The organism is Methanooceanicella nereidis, from assembly GCF_021023085.1.
Lineage (GTDB): Archaea > Halobacteriota > Methanocellia > Methanocellales > Methanocellaceae > Methanooceanicella > Methanooceanicella nereidis.
In genome coordinates, this window is sequence record NZ_PGCK01000009.1 from 12,764 (window position 1) to 28,426 (window position 15,663).

Annotated in this window: 17 protein-coding genes; 3 read left to right on the forward strand and 14 right to left on the reverse strand. The window is 47.3% G+C overall.

What is annotated here, in order from left to right; all coding sequences use genetic code 11:
* Nucleotides 1–86 precede the first annotated feature (86 nt).
* The 8 genes from CUJ83_RS10835 to CUJ83_RS10870 form a co-directional block, all read right to left on the reverse strand.
* Nucleotides 87–1,352, reverse strand: a complete 1,266-nt coding sequence (locus CUJ83_RS10835) for an Nramp family divalent metal transporter (RefSeq protein ID WP_230742332.1) — start codon at nt 1,350–1,352, stop codon at nt 87–89.
* 12 nt (nt 1,353–1,364) lie between these two features.
* Nucleotides 1,365–2,717, reverse strand: coding sequence for a magnesium transporter (locus CUJ83_RS10840; protein ID WP_230742333.1), 1,353 nt, complete (start codon nt 2,715–2,717; stop codon nt 1,365–1,367).
* Nucleotides 2,718–2,727: 10 nt separating this feature from the next.
* Nucleotides 2,728–3,186: an Lrp/AsnC family transcriptional regulator gene (locus CUJ83_RS10845; protein WP_230742334.1), complete on the reverse strand. Its 459-nt coding sequence runs from the start codon at nt 3,184–3,186 to the stop codon at nt 2,728–2,730.
* Nucleotides 3,187–3,452: 266 nt separating this feature from the next.
* A complete protein-coding gene (locus CUJ83_RS10850) occupies nt 3,453–4,454 on the reverse strand; it encodes an SWIM zinc finger family protein (RefSeq protein ID WP_230742335.1) in 1,002 nt (333 codons plus the stop codon).
* 146 nt (nt 4,455–4,600) lie between these two features.
* Nucleotides 4,601–5,047 (reverse strand): HEAT repeat domain-containing protein, encoded by a 447-nt coding sequence (locus CUJ83_RS10855; RefSeq protein WP_230742336.1) that lies wholly within the window; start codon nt 5,045–5,047, stop codon nt 4,601–4,603.
* Between the two features lie 140 nt (nt 5,048–5,187).
* Complete coding sequence (locus CUJ83_RS10860; protein WP_230742337.1) at nt 5,188–5,403, reverse strand: DUF2769 domain-containing protein; 216 nt, start codon at nt 5,401–5,403, stop codon at nt 5,188–5,190.
* A gap of 54 nt (nt 5,404–5,457) precedes the next feature.
* A complete protein-coding gene (locus CUJ83_RS10865) occupies nt 5,458–6,468 on the reverse strand; it encodes a radical SAM protein (RefSeq protein ID WP_230742338.1) in 1,011 nt (336 codons plus the stop codon).
* On the reverse strand, nt 6,468–7,103 hold the full coding sequence (locus CUJ83_RS10870) for a DUF2284 domain-containing protein (protein WP_230742339.1): 636 nt from the start codon (nt 7,101–7,103) through the stop codon (nt 6,468–6,470). Before CUJ83_RS10870 ends, CUJ83_RS10865 begins: the two co-directional genes overlap by 1 nt.
* Nucleotides 7,104–7,283: 180 nt before the next feature.
* Between CUJ83_RS10870 and CUJ83_RS10875 the strand changes: the two genes are divergently transcribed.
* Nucleotides 7,284–7,703 carry a hypothetical protein gene (locus tag CUJ83_RS10875; RefSeq protein WP_230742340.1) on the forward strand — a complete coding sequence of 140 codons (420 nt, stop codon included), beginning with the start codon at nt 7,284–7,286 and terminating at the stop codon, nt 7,701–7,703.
* A gap of 434 nt (nt 7,704–8,137) precedes the next feature.
* Here CUJ83_RS10875 and hisS read toward each other — a convergent pair whose 3' ends face one another.
* The 6 genes from hisS to CUJ83_RS10905 are packed head-to-tail and all read right to left on the reverse strand — an operon-like array spanning nt 8,138 to nt 12,983.
* Entirely contained in the window at nt 8,138–9,424 is a 1,287-nt protein-coding gene (gene hisS / locus CUJ83_RS10880) for a histidine--tRNA ligase (RefSeq protein WP_230742341.1), read from the reverse strand.
* A gap of 12 nt (nt 9,425–9,436) precedes the next feature.
* Nucleotides 9,437–10,618, reverse strand: a complete 1,182-nt coding sequence (gene argJ, locus CUJ83_RS10885; RefSeq protein WP_230742342.1) for a bifunctional ornithine acetyltransferase/N-acetylglutamate synthase — start codon at nt 10,616–10,618, stop codon at nt 9,437–9,439.
* On the reverse strand, nt 10,615–11,094 hold the full coding sequence (locus CUJ83_RS10890; RefSeq protein ID WP_230742343.1) for a CBS domain-containing protein: 480 nt from the start codon (nt 11,092–11,094) through the stop codon (nt 10,615–10,617). The genes argJ and CUJ83_RS10890 overlap by 4 nt, the downstream gene beginning before the upstream one ends.
* A 13-nt stretch (nt 11,095–11,107) precedes the next feature.
* A complete protein-coding gene (argC, locus tag CUJ83_RS10895; protein WP_230742344.1) occupies nt 11,108–12,112 on the reverse strand; it encodes an N-acetyl-gamma-glutamyl-phosphate reductase in 1,005 nt (334 codons plus the stop codon).
* Nucleotides 12,113–12,157: 45 nt separating this feature from the next.
* Nucleotides 12,158–12,577, reverse strand: a complete 420-nt coding sequence (locus tag CUJ83_RS10900) for an FAD synthase family protein (RefSeq protein WP_369424231.1) — start codon at nt 12,575–12,577, stop codon at nt 12,158–12,160.
* A 1-nt stretch (nt 12,578) separates the two neighbouring features.
* Nucleotides 12,579–12,983, reverse strand: coding sequence for a Mov34/MPN/PAD-1 family protein (locus tag CUJ83_RS10905; RefSeq protein WP_230742346.1), 405 nt, complete (start codon nt 12,981–12,983; stop codon nt 12,579–12,581).
* A 338-nt stretch (nt 12,984–13,321) separates the two neighbouring features.
* Here CUJ83_RS10905 and CUJ83_RS10910 point away from each other — a divergent pair, with 338 nt between their 5' ends.
* Together CUJ83_RS10910 and serS are read left to right on the forward strand one after the other, a co-directional pair.
* Nucleotides 13,322–13,720, forward strand: a complete 399-nt coding sequence (locus CUJ83_RS10910) for a response regulator transcription factor (RefSeq protein ID WP_230742347.1) — start codon at nt 13,322–13,324, stop codon at nt 13,718–13,720.
* A gap of 128 nt (nt 13,721–13,848) precedes the next feature.
* Entirely contained in the window at nt 13,849–15,111 is a 1,263-nt protein-coding gene (gene serS / locus CUJ83_RS10915) for a serine--tRNA ligase (RefSeq protein WP_230742348.1), read from the forward strand.
* The last annotated feature ends 552 nt before the right edge of the window (nt 15,112–15,663 follow it).

Below are 15,663 nucleotides of genomic sequence, written 5' to 3' on the forward strand. Positions count from 1 at the left end.
TAAGATCTATGAGCCGCGAAAGTATCATGATCCTGCATAGTCATGATGCATGATAGATTTGCGGCTCAGCGGCCAATATTTTAAGCTTAAAATATCTCCATCAGCAGTATCATGGCAGTCAGGAGTATCATTACAATGCTCGTGCTCCATGCAACGATATTGAACAGCCTGCTGTTAACGTATTCTCCCATCAGCTTCTTATTATTGATAAGCACGAGCATGAATATCAGCACGAACGGTAGAAGCATTCCGTTCATGACCTGCGATATCCACATGATAATCAATAACGGCGCGTTAGGGACCAGTATGAGCAAAGCTCCGACCACAAGCAGCAGGGTATAGAGAGTGTAGAAATGCGGGGCATCCTTGAAGCTTTTATCAAGCCCGGAATCCCAGCCTATGCCTTCGCACACGCAATATGCCGTGGATAGCGGCAGGATGGAGGCCGCGAAAACCGAGGCGTTGAAAAGGCCAAAGGCGAACAATGACGCCGCATAATTACCGGCAAGCGGGAATAATGCCAGTGCTGCATCCTTTGCAGTATCCACCCTTATCCCGTTCGAAAAAATTGTAGTGGCGCACGTCAATATTATAAAGAATACCACAATATCGGTCACTAAACACCCTATTATCACATCAAGCCTGGTAAATTTGTAATCTGACAATTTAATGCCCTTGTCGACTATCGACGATTGTATATAGAACTGCATCCACGGGGCGATGGTGGCGCCCACCATACCGACTAACAGTAGTAGATACTCCGGGCTATCGTTTATTGTCGGGACTACAAGATTGGTTGCGACAACACCCCAGTTCGGGCCGGAGAGAAGGCCGGATATGGCATAGGTGATATAGAAACCGCTGGCCATCAGGAAAATTTTTTCAACGACGCTATAGGTCCCCTTTACGACGAGTAACCATACGAGTAACGCGGCGATCGGGACTGATATGTATTTGCTTACCCCGAATATTTCCATGCTCGCCGCCACCCCGGCGAACTCGGCCATCGTATTCCCGAAGTTAGCCAGAACAAGACCCAGTATCAAAAGGATAGTTGCCTTAACGCCGAAGTTCTCGCGTATGAGGTCCGCAAGCCCTTTCCCCGTAACGACACCCATCCTTGCGCACATTTCCTGGGCCACTATCAGAGCTATGGTTATGGGGATGAGCGTCCATAATAGCCCGTAGCCAAAGTGGGCTCCTGCAAGAGTATATGTCGTTATGCCGCCGGCGTCATTATCGACGCTCGCCGTTATGATACCCGGTCCGATCACCGCGAGGAATAAGGCGATGTTCCTCATCTTTAACTTAGATAGCCCGGTGTTAAAGTTATTGAGAATATTCAACTTCATTGCCCCTGCCCCCTAATGCATACGCCTTGATTTAGGGTAATTTTTCGGCAGGTGCTTCTTCACATCCCCGGGAATGATGTAATCCATTACATCGTCGAACGTGATGATGCCGAGCATCACTCCATTCTCGTCCACTACAGGCAGCGCTAAAAAGTCATATTTTGATAGCAGGTTAGCCACCTCATCTGTCGACGACGAAGGCAAGACGCTAAGCACCTCGGTTTCCATTACATCGTCGATGATCTGGTCCGATCCTGCCAGTAAAAGGTCCCTGATAGAAAGGACGCCTATTAAATGCTCTTCGCCATTGAGGACGTATACATAGTAGATCATGTCTATGTCGTGGCACGATTCCCTTATGATGGAGAATACGTCAGATATTTTAGTGCCTGACGGGACGCTTAAGAACAGATTGGTCATTATGCCTCCCGCGGATTTTTCACTATACTCCATCAGTTCCTTGACGTCGCTGGCGTCCTCGGCATCCATTTTTTCAAGGACCTCGGTCGCCCTCTCCTCCGGCATCCTGCTGAGGATATCCGCAGCGTCATCCGGGTTCATGTTCTCGAGCAGGTCTGCTACGTTCTCGCTCTCCATATTGTTGATGACGGTGTCCTGCACGTCAGGCTCTATCTCGCCCAGGGCTTCGGCTGCAGTCTCATCGTCCAGCGACCCCAGTATAAGAAGCCGCTCCTTATTATCAAGCTCTTCGAGAATGTCCGCGATGTCTGCCGGGTGAAGGTCCTGGATATTCTTTCTGGAAATATTCAGGTGTATCTTCCTGAGTTCCGGGTCCAGTGGATCGATATACGACCACGGGATGATCTGGTTAGGAAGCTTTGCGAATAGCTTTTCTGTGATCGACGGAGCCCATAACCTTCTCAGGATGCCTTTAAAGCCGACATCGACCCCTATGACGCTTAAGATACCCTTTACGCGGGCTAACATCACGTCATTCACGCGTACGACCTTAAGCCCGTCAATATCTACGATCTGCTTATCCAGGATGGTCTCCGTCATAAGCATCTCGTTTTCTGATAGCTTGCCGGGTGGAATGACCTCTTTCGCTATGTTCAGATTTATACTACCGTTAAAAGAGCCTACGTTAGACATGGGCATTATGACTTTTTCTCCGAGAATGTTGGTGGCATAGACTATACTGGATACCTCCAGCATGGCCTCTCCCGACCTTATGGCCATATCCTTCAGCCGCCCCAGCAGCACCCCGGTATTATCGAATACTTTAGTGTTTTCGTACTGGCTGAAAAACCGGGGATTCTCGATGCCCTGGACGGATAATTCTCTGTACCATTCTGACCACTGGTTGCCCGTGTCCGTTTTAGTGAAGTTCTTAGGCTCTTTCATTTTTACACCCCTATACAGGAGGCGATTCTTCCTTCACTCTCTCCACAAGGACTATTTCCTGCAGGTCTTCAATGCCCTCTACGGACCTGATCCTGTCATTTATGAACCGGTTAAGTTCCTCGAGGCTTTTTGCCCATACCTTGATCATAAGGTCATATTCGCCCAAAACGCCGTAAACTTCGGATACCTCGGGAAACTCCGCGAGCGCCGTCTTGGCCTCGTCATGTCTCTCCGTATCGGTCTGTATCAGCATTATGGATGTCACGGCATATCCGGTCGCGTCATTGTTCGCCATGATAGTGAACTTGTTTATGGCGCCATGCTCTTTCATGCGCTTGAACCGGTGCTGTATCGTGGCGTCAGGTATGCCGGTGTTACGCGACATTTCCTGATAGCTCATCCTCGAGTTTTCCTTCAGGAGCCTGAGTATGGAATAATCGACCTCGTCGAGATCGAAACTACTACCCATAGTTATCTGATTTTCTCCTTTTCTAGTAGATATTTGGTAAAATACCAATAAAAGTATATAAAACTTATTGAATTACAAAATATTTTTGTAAAAACTGGTTTTAAATTAAGAATATTGAAAAAATTTCAAATAATACTAAATCAGGCAGATAAAATTTTAATACGTAGCCTAATAATAGTTTGCATAAGTCCCGGCAACAGTCGGTTCACACGCAAATTTTTGGGATATTACTAATAAAAAACCCCTAAAAAATGTAAAATATCCTTTTATGCCCTTATTTCGTGCAACAACGCTGTCATCCTGCTTATACGCTCATTGAGGAAATCGTACTCATCCGAATATTCAGGTGCCGTTTTAATAAGGCTCTTCTTATAATCCGATATCCTGCGCTCGACATTCTCCTGCATGAATTTTCTTTCCTTAAGGTCCAATATCATACTTTTTAAATGCCCTGACAATACATCTTCCAGACCGAACTCGGCCTCGAGATACCAGTCCAGTTCCTCGACCATCATATCCCTGCGAAGATCCTGCGGCATCAATGACATCGCTTTGCCGTAGGTCCCGAGGGCTAAAGCAAGGAAATTTCTCAGATCACCGGCATAATCCTCTATAGAGCCATAATGTGAAATCACACCATCGATCACCGGGCTGATGACGCTCACTGCCCTGCTGATATAACCGTCATCCAGCAGCTCGGATGAATACTGGCGGAAGACATCGAGCCTTTTTAAGATCTCTGACACATCCGGATGCTCATGTTCATCGCCTGAAAAGATATTATCAAGCTCCTGGCGTATAGAGCCCGAAAGGTCGCGGACAGACATAAGCCGGGTATTGACTATCGGGAGTATACCTGGCTCGTACCTTACCACGTCCATGATAAGTTCGACGAGATCGTCCTTATTAAATTTCATCAACTCTAATTCCGCGTTATTCAGGTCCCTGAACATAGAAGGCATCTTTACCCATCCATACATCACGGCGGCGATATGTTTACAATACCCAGGATAAGGGCAGCTACACGATGCGGTGATACCCTTATCGGTCAGCTCCGCTTTCACGGTATAATTTTCCGGGGTGGACCCCTCACACTCGGCGATGATCATATTGCCGTATATCAGCGGCCTCTTTATACGACCTTCCTTATAATACGCCTTACCTCTTTCGTAAATTTTTTTATCGAACATTACCTGAAGATCGGATTCCCCTAATGCTTTTAGGTCCGGGACTTTTACGGGGGCGCGGGAAGGTAACATTTCAGGCATGTATTATAGTATATTATAAAATAGATATAAGATTAAGCTGGTAGAAAAGGCCTTTATTTTATTTATTAAAAAAGTGAGTGGGCTTTTATAAGAATAGACCGGAAAGTGACCCATCGATATTCGGGCTGAATCTCTTATATCGCCCCTTATATCGACCTTAAAGTGTTCATTATCTTCTGCTTTGACCCGGTATCGACACGATCTTCCTTACATAGCCCCATCAGAACGTTAGCCGTTGTCCTTTTTAATTTACTGTCACAGCGTTTCAGGCTGGCGATGAGCGGCTCCACTGCGGGCATGCCTATCTTGATAAGAGCTACCCCGGCGACGACTCTCGCTTCCAGCTCCTCATCCTTCAGCATTCCGATCAAAGGCTCGATCGCTCTTTCGTCCCTGATGCTACCGAGTATCCATGCAGCGTTGCCGCGCACGTCCATGTTCGGATCCTTTAGCGCAACAATTAGCGGCTGAACCGCCTGGCGGCCCATATTGATCAAAGACTCGGCAGACCTCTCGCTCATATTATGATCGGCCAGCGATCTGATAAGAGAGGATATTTCCTTATGTTCTAACACATAACATTCGTCTGGCATGAAAGAATTCTTCCCGGGCATTCTAAACTGCCACAAAAAAGGTTTCTAGGAACAGAGTAATTATATTCTTTCTAAAGATTATCCATATATCTAAATAGGCCAATAGTTTTTATATAGATTTTTAGAAAAAATTAAAAAAATTATTTTGCCTTACCGCCCATGCAGTAATACATGCTGTTTAGCTTATATTGAGAGAATATGGGGCATCCCTGGGGACAGATGCATCCTTCGGGATTTATTTTTTTATCACTTTTTCCTCTGCCGCAATACAGAACCTTATCATCGCCGGGATAACTTGGGCAGCTGCTGCAAATGCAAGCATCATAGTTCTCAGGAGTTTCGGGTGGTGTCGTCATATGTTATCATAAAAATATTATCATTAAACTTAAATAAATCTAATCCTCTTTAATTTATACAAGATCGGTAAGACCATACTCTTTGGCTATCTCGGTTGCCCGGCGGATCTCCGCCATGGTCAGCGGACGATCGATCTCAGGGTATTCTTCAGCCCTGTATTCTGGCCGGTACTGGAACATCAAGTTAAAGCGGACACCTCTTCCGAGATTCTCGGCACACCACGCTATTATAGGCCTGGTGCAGCATTCAACGTGGCCCGGCAGCACAAGCTGCCTTACGAGCACTTCAGCCTGGCATTGCGCTTCTAAAAAGTTACGGGTGACGACACCCCAGTAGTTTTTTACTTTGGAATATTTTAACGCGTGTTCATCGTTGCCGTACCTAAAATCGGCCAGATAAACATCTATGGCTCCTTCCAGCAATTTCATCGTATCAGTGGTCATATACATATTAGAGTTCCATATCATCGGAATGCCAATACGGGTGCAATCGATCGTCTCGAGGACCGTGTGAAGATGAGGTATCGGGTCCCCTCCGACAAAATTTACGTTCCTGCTGCCCTGGCGGTGCCTTCGCTCTATTGCCTCGCATAATCTTTTCGGCTCGGCTACTGGACCGCTTACCATGGTCGATATCTGCCAGTTTTGACAGTATACGCATTTCAGGTTACAGCCTTCGAAAAATATCGTATGCGACGGCACAAGTTCTGGCTCTTCGCCATAATGTAAAAACTCGGAGGATATCCTTGATACGAAGTCTACCCCGCACGCTCCCGGACGGACATATCTGTCCGCGCCGCACCGGACCTCGCAATAATAACAATTCTTCAGCATGCGCTTCGCTATCTCTATTTTCACGTTCAGCAAAGTGCTTTTAGGCTCAAGCCCGTGACCTTTTATTTCTGCGGTTTCCAGCAAGTCCCTGTACTCTTTGATACGGTCATCATGCAAGGCCCATAACCCGTCATCGTCAAGCCGGTAAAATTCGTTATCTACCTCTACCATTTTTAACAGAGTATGTCTGGCGGGCGCCCCTTGCAAAATTTCCTTATATCTTTTTAACATCAGCAGACCAGCAATAATCCATATGAGTTTATATTCGGATGCATTATCTTACCATATTCATTTCCCTTACATGGAACGACTTCCAGCGGTAATCCCATCTTATGTACCGTGGCAAACACGTCGATGCCCACTGCCTCCATGGATGTCCTGACCTTTTCCATATGCCTGCATTCTCTTTTTAAGGATACGTCGATAATCCCTTTTGTCTCCTCGGGTATGCAATCCTCGCAAAATATGCACGGATAAGCCCCGAATGCAAGGGCTTTGTAATACCCCTGGTAAAAGGCATGCTGTTCGAGGTCGTACATGGTCTCATGTATCCATACTATAAGGTCTTTCAAGAACGAATGCCAGTTGACCGGGATAGTATCGGGATCAAGGTCTTCCATGCCCGGTATCCCGGGGAACCGTACGATATATGCCGTTTCATATTCTTTTAAAAGTTTTTTCGTCTCCGATGGCCCGGGAACGTAAGGGGGGCAGTTAAGGTGTTTCCCGTACCCTTTACAGCCAAACTGGCACTTCCACCTTACCCATTCGCCTATCTCGATCTCGGAAGGGCGGATACGATGCAAGCTGGAGTTACGCTGTCTTGCCATTTCCATTAACTCTTTTTCCAGTTGATCGATATTCATTGTAACCACTTTTTGAAGTATATTTATATTATTAAAATAATTAAATTCTTGTTAAATTTAACTTTCTATATTCTAAATTTAAAATTTTTATGGTTGACATTTTTGCTCATTACCAGGTTCATTCATCGGGGCAAAAGTTTAAAAGTGATACGGATAAGAGTCTTTAATACAGGTATAGGTATGACTGACGCGGTTAAGTATACTTTAAAGACTGACCCACAGGGCATGGTCGGCCGGGAATGCCCCAACAGGGCTTGCAAGGCTTACTTTAAGATCAAGTCGGAAGACCTGAACGTCGAAGAGCTTATATGCCCGATTTGCGGACAAAAAAAGTATAATAATAAGTATACTACATTACAGCAGATCGATTATATTAACTCTATAATATTCAAAAAAGACGTATGCAGCCTGGGCCCTGACAAGTATACAAAAACTACCCCTGTCATCGATTATGTGGAGACCCCCGCTAAATGTGTGTTCACATGCGATACCTGCGGGAAAAAGTTCGGGATCGATGAAAAACCCGACTATTGTCCTTTCTGCGAGGCGACATACGAGCACCTGCACGCGGAAGATAAATGCGACATCGCCGGAAAATAGAAGATTAAAATGATTGAGTATTAGGTCCCGAATATCATCTTTTTTACACAAAGGCAACAAAGGACACGGTTTTTTCAACCACTAAGCGCACGAAGGCAAACAAGGAACACTAAACTGCTAACCACAAAGCGCACAAAGGCAAACAAGGAACACAAAGAACTTCTTTTAGAAAATTAGTATATTATAAAAAAAATTTGTGTTCCTTGTTCGCCTTCGTGCGCTTCGTGGTTAACAGTCTAGTGTACCTTACTCGCCTTCGTGCGCTTCGTGGTGGAAACTGGTAATCCTTATTCGCCTTTGTGATGTGGTTGATAATGATGAACTCGCATGTATTGAATTACTTTAAGGATCGGATAATTAAGTTTTATAAACTCTACAAGTAATACCTGACTTAAAAATTCATTCAAAATAAAAAAAGAAGACCTGATTGGCCTTCATAAGCTTTCCAGGAACGTTATTATCTCTTTGGTCTCCTGCTCCCCGGTGGTCATATCCTTTATGGAGACCTTACCGCCGGCCATTTCTTTTTCGCCGAGTATAAGGACTTTTTTAGCGCCGATGCTGTTCGCATACTTCATCTGGTTGCTAAAATTCCTGCCAAGCATATCGGTCTCTACGACACAGTCTTTCTCCCTGAGGGACTGAGCCAGGAATATGCCGACCTCCCTGTAGTCAGGGGATGTCGTAAGGACATAGTAATCGGTCATGATCTTCTCATGGGGCCACACGTTTGCACGCCTCATCAATATTTCAAGGACGGCATCGCCCATGCCGAAGCCTACGGCGCACATGTCCGCCCCGCCGAAAAGCCCTATGATCTTATCGTATCTTCCTCCGCCGAAAATGGCGCGAAGCTCGCCTTTAGTGTCAAAGCACTCGAAAACTGTGCCGGTGTAATATGCAAGACCGCGGATGATGGACGGGTCAAGTTCGCAATAGTACTCCATACGATACATTTTCATAAGGTCAAGGATCTTTTCAAGGTTCTCGTAGCCTTCCATGACAAGCGGGTTTCTCGCCAGCAACGGCTTAAGCTTCGGTAGAGCCTCCGCAAGAGGGCCCTTAGTATCCAGTATCGATATAAGATGGCCCATTTGGATATCGTTCATTCCCGCGTCATACAACATTTTCTTGAACTCGTCATGAGAGACCTTGCCCCTTTTATCTATAGCGGAAAATATCGCGGGCGCGTTCTGTACGTTAAGAGCCTCAAGGACACCCTGCATAAGCCTCCTGTCGCTGATCTTGAACACGAACTCGCCTTCAAGCCCGAGCGAGAGCATTATGTCGATGCCCGATGCAATGACCTCCGAGTCTGCCTCGGGACCGCTTACGCCGAATATATCCACGTTAAGCTGGTAGAACTCTCTCAGCCTGCCTGACTGCGGCTCCTCATATCGCCACAGCTTGGGCATAGAGTACCACTTTATAGGCCTTCTCAGCGTTTTTTCCCTGTCGACGACCATGCGTGCGACTGTGGGAGTGAGCTCGGGTATAAGAGTGATGTCGCGGTCGCCCTTATCCTTAAAGTTAAATGTCTGTCCGAGTATCTCATCGCCGCTCTTTATCCGGAAAAGGTCGAGAGACTCGACGCTCGGCGCGTCGACCTCCCTGAAGCCGTAACGCTTAACGGTGTCCAGTATCTTATCGAACACTATACGGCGCGCCGCCATGTCTTCCGGATAGAAATCCCTGAAACCTTTCAATGACTGAAATCTCATTTTATCATCACTTTATGTTGTATAGGACGCGTTTATGTTAACGTACTCGTGCGTGAGGTCACAGCCCCATGCCGTAGCCTTTGCGTCGCCAAGCTCCAGGCTCACTTTGACATACAGCGGATCGAAGCCCATTATCTCCTTTGCTTTAGCCAGGGTCGCCTCATCGCTCTTCGGGATGCCGGCGTCTACCAGCTTGATCGAATCTTTACCGTTTGAGAACTCCAGCGTGACCTTCCGGGGATCTACATCGCATGAAGAATATCCTACCGCGCATACTGCCCTGCCCCAGTTCGGGTCTTTACCGTACACCGCGCTCTTGAACAATGGCGAGCGGACGACTGCCTTTGCAGCCTTTCTCGCGTCTTCAACGCTCTTTGCGCCCTCGACCGTCACTTCGATCAGCTTGGTGGCGCCTTCACCGTCGCGGGCTATCTTTTTCGCCAGTTCCATACATACCTTTTCCAGGCCTTCCTGGAACTTGCTCATATCCGGCCTGCCGGACTCTCCCGTAGCGATAATGAACACGTTATCGTTCGTGCTGGTATCGCCATCCACGACTATCATGTTATAGCTTTTATCGACGGCGATCTTCAAGCGTTCCTGAAGCTCGTCGTGGGATAATTTCGCGTCGGTAAAAATGAACGAGAGCATTGTCCCCATATTGGGCTCGATCATTCCGGAACCTTTGGCGATGCCTCCGATCCTGATACCGCCTTCGAGCTCAACTGCATAGCTCTTCGGCACAAGATCGGTCGTCATAATGGCACGGTTTGCCTTTTCGCTGCATTCCGGCGTATTACCGAGGTTCTTGAAGACTTCCTCGAAATGGTCAGTATACCACTTCATGTTCATCGGCCTGCCGATGACACCGGTAGAGGATACGCCTATAGTGTGCGGGTCCACTTTTAGCTTATCGGCAAGCAGATTTGCCATTGAGATAGCGTCCTTTATTCCCTGCTCATGAGTGAAAGCGTTAGCGTTACCGCTATTTGCTATGATCCCGTTGAACATCTGCCCGCATTCCTTCAGGTGCTCCCCGGAAACTACGACAGGTGCCGCTTTAACCTTGTTCCTTGTGAAGACTGCTGCTGCGGGGCCTTTCGCAAGCATTATAGCAAGTCCCATTTTTCCTTCCTTTGTACCGTACGCTTTAACGCCTTTGACGGCGCAGATGCCCCCTTCGATAGCTTTCATTCCTCGACAGTTCCTCCGAGTCCGTGTATTATGTCTTCGCGCGCGACGATCCCCACGAGCTTCCCGTCTTTGACCACGGGCAGCCTGTTAATGTTATACCTCATCATCAGCGAGGCCGCATCCTCGATGTCCTTATCCGGCGATATCGACCTTACGTTCCTGCTCATGATGTTGCTTATCGGCTTTTCGCCGATATCGTTATAGGATTTTTGCAACTCTCTCAGCTGCATCAGATCCCTGAACGGTATCTCAAGGATCACCTCGAGCGGGCTTGGAAGCCATAATGTGCTGGAGTGTTCAGGGACGGAAAGGAGCTTTAATATGTCTCCCTCCGTGATAATACCTACGACCTTTCCTTCTTCTACAACAGGTAAGCCGCTAACGTTCTGTTCTCCCATCAGTTTAATGACTTTCTCTATAGAGTCGGATGGGGAGCATGTCACAACTTCTTTTGTCATCACTTCTTCAATTTTCATGATCCTGATCTCCTTAAGGCGATAATCCGCCTGTCCATAGCCCCGTCCTCTCGTCAAGCCCGAACATGATATTCATGTTCTGTATGGCCTGGCCGGACGCGCCTTTTACCATATTGTCGATCGCGGATACGACCACTATCCTGTCCGTCCCCTGGTCGATCTCGAAAGCGATATCGCAGAAGTTCGAACCCCTGACCGCTGCCAGTGACGGCTTGTTCATCCGTACGAAATACTTGCCATTATAGAACTCTTCGTAGATAGCCGATACTTCATCAGAGGTCAGCTCCTGGTTCACGAATATATGGGCCGTGGTCAGTATTCCTCTCGTAGAAGGCACTATGTGCGGGGTGAAGCTGGTCTTTACGCTTTCGTCGAACGCCTTTAGTTCCTGTTCGATCTCCGCCCTGTGCCTGTGCCTGGTCAGATTATAAGGATTCACGTTCTCGGCAACGTTGGGATAATGTGTCACCGGGGAGGGGTCCTGTCCCGCGCCTGATATGCCGGTCTTGGAGTCGAAGACGGCCCTTTCCACGACACCTGCAGCCACCAGCGGGGCTGCCGCAAGTATCGCACCGGTCGGGAAGCATCCGGGATTACCTACAAGCATGGCATCGCGCACTTCGGGATGTATCTCAGGGAGCCCGTACATGTTCTCTCTCGGGTCCTCATGCTTTTTCCCGTAGACTTTTTCAAATATTTCCACGGGCAGCCTGTAATCGGCGCTGAGGTCAATTACTCTTGTTCCGCCTCCCAATAGTTCGGGGACGACTGCCATCGCGGCCCCGTGAGGCACTGCCGTAAATACCACATCACACTTTTCGGCGATCTGTGAAGGGTTTACATCCTCGAAACAGAGGTCGACAAGGCCCTTAAGGTTAGGGTGCGCCGTATCGATCGGCTTGCCTGCCTGTTTCCTCGATGTCACGACCACGATCTCTGCCTTCGGGTGAAGAGAGAGAAGCCTCAACAGTTCGCCGCCCGTATACCCGGTGCCGCCAATAATGCCTACTCTTAACATGTATCCTCCAGATAATACATATAATATTAGAAAATATAATGAATGTTATGGGTCGCTTTCGCGTATCTTTTGCCGGATATGCCTGCTGGACGCGTAAGGCGACGGGTCAGACCTGTCGATCCTGACGACCTCAGCACGAATACCCTGTTCCTTAAGCTTTTTTTGCAGCTCTTCCTTATCCCAGTGCTGGTTGAATCCCAGTGCTATGATGTCCGGGTCGATCTCGCGTATGGGTTTGAACATATCTTCATCGCTGCCCAGGATCGCGCAATCCACGCATTTTAACGACCTGACCATGAACAGCCTTTGCTCCTCCGGTATCATTGGCTTGCGCTTATGCTTTATCGTGCTATCCCTGGCGACTATTACGTATAGTACGTCTCCAAGCCGTTTAGCCTCACTGAGATATAACACATGGCCCGGGTGTAATATGTCGAACGTCCCGGTCGCCACGACCTTTTTCAGACTACGCACTCTCCTGCTCTTCATCGACTACCTGCAGCTCGATGATCTTACCTGACGGGTCATAGCATACCCAGTCTTTTTCTGTATATGGATATGCGACTATTATGTTATAAGGCCCTTTGCACCCGAACATGTTAAGGTCCGCGCTCGAATACCTCAGATCGTGCACCGGGTGGCTGTGGACCGAGCCTACTATGGACAGGTCCAGCGGCATCATGTCGAGCAGCATCCTGGCGGACGTATCGTTCGAAGTGGTCCCGGGCACCAGAATGACATCCGATATTACACCTTTTGTAGCCCTCAATAATCCGGCGAACTCGTTCGGGTGTGTGGACCGGCTCACCTCAAGTATCAAATTCAATGTCTCTGCAGATATGCCTGTCACTCGTTTTTTTCCGGATGCCATCAGTATCACATTAAGTCATATGAAGTTTGTCACATTTACGCATTTTTCGTACTTAAGATTAATCATGCGGTATGAAATAACAGGACGTTATTTGATTTTTGTGTACATAACGGATACAATGTTTTAAAACGGAAATAATCCGGATTTAAAAATTGCGAATATGCCATACTTGTAGCTTAATTCCATTATTGGCAGATCATAGGATCGACACGGTGCCATCTGCTTATCATTTACAAATTTCAAATATATAATAATCATACGAAAATTTTTATAAACTATATAAGTAATGTATATAAATACCAAGCGCTTATATTAACATAATAAGGGGATGGATAGGGATGAGAAGCATTTTACTGGTAGATGACAATATCGAACTGGTAAGCCTTTACAAACGCGTGCTCGTCATGATGGGCGGGTATACGATAGCAGGCATTGCGCATAGAGGCGATGACGCGATAAAGCTATACAGGGAAATGAAGGTAAAGCCCGACCTTATCATAATGGATGTCAACATGCCCGGCATTGACGGTATTTCTGCAGCTGACGAGATCCTGAGATATGGGGGATGCAAGACAAAAATATTATTCGCGACCTCTGACTACATATACAATAAAGACCTGCCCCCGGAACTTTCCGGATCGTGTATAATCCAGAAGCCATTTTCAATATCGGAGTTCCTCCAGGCAGTGAAAATGTGCATAATGGAAAAACCGGAGACAGAGATCATCGCTTTGTAACCCGGTCTAAAATACCGGTAATTCACTATTTTATCATATGCCGGTCATTCCTGTGCTGAACACGAAAAAAGCGCACATAAATAAAAAGATATATATCGACTAAAATACACGATACTTTGGTCTTATAAATGTTGGAGCTAAAGTACGTTCGAAACAACCCGGATGTCGTAAGACAGGCCCTGATAAACAGGAACATGGGCACAGAGCTCCTCGACAGCCTCCTGGATGACGATAAGGCATGGAGAGAGCTGCTGGTCGAGGGCGATAAGCTAAAGTATCAGAGAAACCAGGTCACACAGGTCATAGCGAGCCTGAAAAAAGAGAAAAAGGACGCGACGTCCCACATAGAGGAGATGCGCGTCATCTCCGACAGGATAAAGGAGATAGATGAGAAGAGGAGATCCCTCGAATCCGGGATACAGGATAAGCTTTTGAATATCCCCAACATTCCGAGCGCGACTACCCCAATAGGCAAAGACGAAAATGATAATCCTGTCATCAGGGTGGCAGGAGAGCCGACAAAGTTTGATTTCACCCCGAAGCAGCACTGGGATATAGGGGAAAACCTCGACATACTTGATTTCCAGCGTGCCGCGAAGATATCGGGCGAAGGGTTCACCGTTTATAAGGGCATGGGAGCGAGGCTCGAGCGAGCTCTCATTAACTTCATGCTGGACGTACATATAAGGCAGGGATATACGGAGGTATTCCCCCCGGTCCTGATGAACGAAAAGGCTATGACAGGCACGGGACAGCTTCCGAAGTTCAAAGAAGATATGTATGCATGTACGGACGGATATTTCCTGGCCCCTACAGCCGAAGTGCCCGTAACTAACCTTTTCATGGACGAGTACATGGAAAACCTGCCGGTATACATGACAGCTTACACAGCCTGTTTCCGCCGCGAAGCCGGAAAGCATGGCCAGGATACGCGCGGCATCATCCGCCAGCACCAGTTCAACAAGGTCGAGCTTGTCAAATTCGTCAGGCCTGAAACGTCCTATGACGAGCATGAGAAGCTCACAGCGGACGCGGAAGAAATATTACAGCTTTTAAAGCTCCCGTACAGGGTCATCAGCCTTTGTACCGGGGATCTTGGCTTCTCGGCCGCAAAGACATATGATATTGAAGTATGGGTGCCCGCGCAGGAAAAATACAGGGAGATATCGTCCTGCTCTAACTTTGAAAGCTACCAGGCGCGCCGCGCCAACATCAGGTACAGGACGCCTGAAGGGCCCGAGTTCGTCCATACGCTTAACGGCTCAGGCCTCGCCGTAGGAAGGACTGTCGTCGCCATCCTGGAGAACTACCAGCGCGAGGATGGTAGCGTCGAGATCCCGGAGGTTTTAAGGCCGTACATGGGCGGGGCGACAGAGATCAAAAAACAGTGACCGTACATTACGGTCCCTTTCATTCTTTTTTAACTGGATGTTCTATCGCCATGTACCATAAAGCGCACGAAGGCGAACAAGGTACACCAGTTTCCACCACGAAGGGCGCAAAGGCGAATAAGGACCACAAATTTTTTAAGTATATGTTAATCTTCTAAAAAGTCCTTTGAGTACCCTCGAGCCCATAGAGCGCTCCCATGAAAAACTTTTAGATGGTTTCTTTTAAAATGGACATATTACATCTGTTCTGTGATTGAGTTCTGGCGTTGTTCCTGTCGGATGGCAGGTAGACACGTAACCTCACAGAAACACGGAAACACAAATTTTTTTATATGATCTTTTAAGATCTCTAAATCACAAAAAATGCTCACCAAATCACAAAGGCTCTAGTATCACCGTCAACGCGCTAAAGTCTCAAATGCACGGCTTAATGCTCGAAGTGCTCTAATCCACTAACGCTAAAACAAGACCCGAAGATTCTCCAAGGCACTAAAATTTAATATCCCGGTTTGTGTATCCCTGATCCCATCAAGGATTATATCGATCATGTAA

Bases quoted from the DNA above. Each gene is read 5' to 3' on its own strand.
- CUJ83_RS10835 (WP_230742332.1), bottom strand. From the start codon at position 1,352: ATGAAGTTGAATATTCTCAATAACTTTAACACCGGGCTATCTAAGTTA.
- CUJ83_RS10840 (WP_230742333.1), bottom strand. From the start codon at position 2,717: ATGAAAGAGCCTAAGAACTTCACTAAAACGGACACGGGCAACCAGTGG.
- CUJ83_RS10845 (WP_230742334.1), bottom strand. From the start codon at position 3,186: ATGGGTAGTAGTTTCGATCTCGACGAGGTCGATTATTCCATACTCAGG.
- CUJ83_RS10850 (WP_230742335.1), bottom strand. From the start codon at position 4,454: ATGCCTGAAATGTTACCTTCCCGCGCCCCCGTAAAAGTCCCGGACCTA.
- CUJ83_RS10855 (WP_230742336.1), bottom strand. From the start codon at position 5,047: ATGCCAGACGAATGTTATGTGTTAGAACATAAGGAAATATCCTCTCTT.
- CUJ83_RS10860 (WP_230742337.1), bottom strand. From the start codon at position 5,403: ATGACGACACCACCCGAAACTCCTGAGAACTATGATGCTTGCATTTGC.
- CUJ83_RS10865 (WP_230742338.1), bottom strand. From the start codon at position 6,468: ATGTTAAAAAGATATAAGGAAATTTTGCAAGGGGCGCCCGCCAGACAT.
- CUJ83_RS10870 (WP_230742339.1), bottom strand. From the start codon at position 7,103: ATGAATATCGATCAACTGGAAAAAGAGTTAATGGAAATGGCAAGACAG.
- CUJ83_RS10875 (WP_230742340.1), top strand. From the start codon at position 7,284: ATGACTGACGCGGTTAAGTATACTTTAAAGACTGACCCACAGGGCATG.
- hisS (WP_230742341.1), bottom strand. From the start codon at position 9,424: ATGAGATTTCAGTCATTGAAAGGTTTCAGGGATTTCTATCCGGAAGAC.
- argJ (WP_230742342.1), bottom strand. From the start codon at position 10,618: ATGAAAGCTATCGAAGGGGGCATCTGCGCCGTCAAAGGCGTTAAAGCG.
- CUJ83_RS10890 (WP_230742343.1), bottom strand. From the start codon at position 11,094: ATGAAAATTGAAGAAGTGATGACAAAAGAAGTTGTGACATGCTCCCCA.
- argC (WP_230742344.1), bottom strand. From the start codon at position 12,112: ATGTTAAGAGTAGGCATTATTGGCGGCACCGGGTATACGGGCGGCGAA.
- CUJ83_RS10905 (WP_230742346.1), bottom strand. From the start codon at position 12,983: ATGGCATCCGGAAAAAAACGAGTGACAGGCATATCTGCAGAGACATTG.
- CUJ83_RS10910 (WP_230742347.1), top strand. From the start codon at position 13,322: ATGAGAAGCATTTTACTGGTAGATGACAATATCGAACTGGTAAGCCTT.
- serS (WP_230742348.1), top strand. From the start codon at position 13,849: ATGTTGGAGCTAAAGTACGTTCGAAACAACCCGGATGTCGTAAGACAG.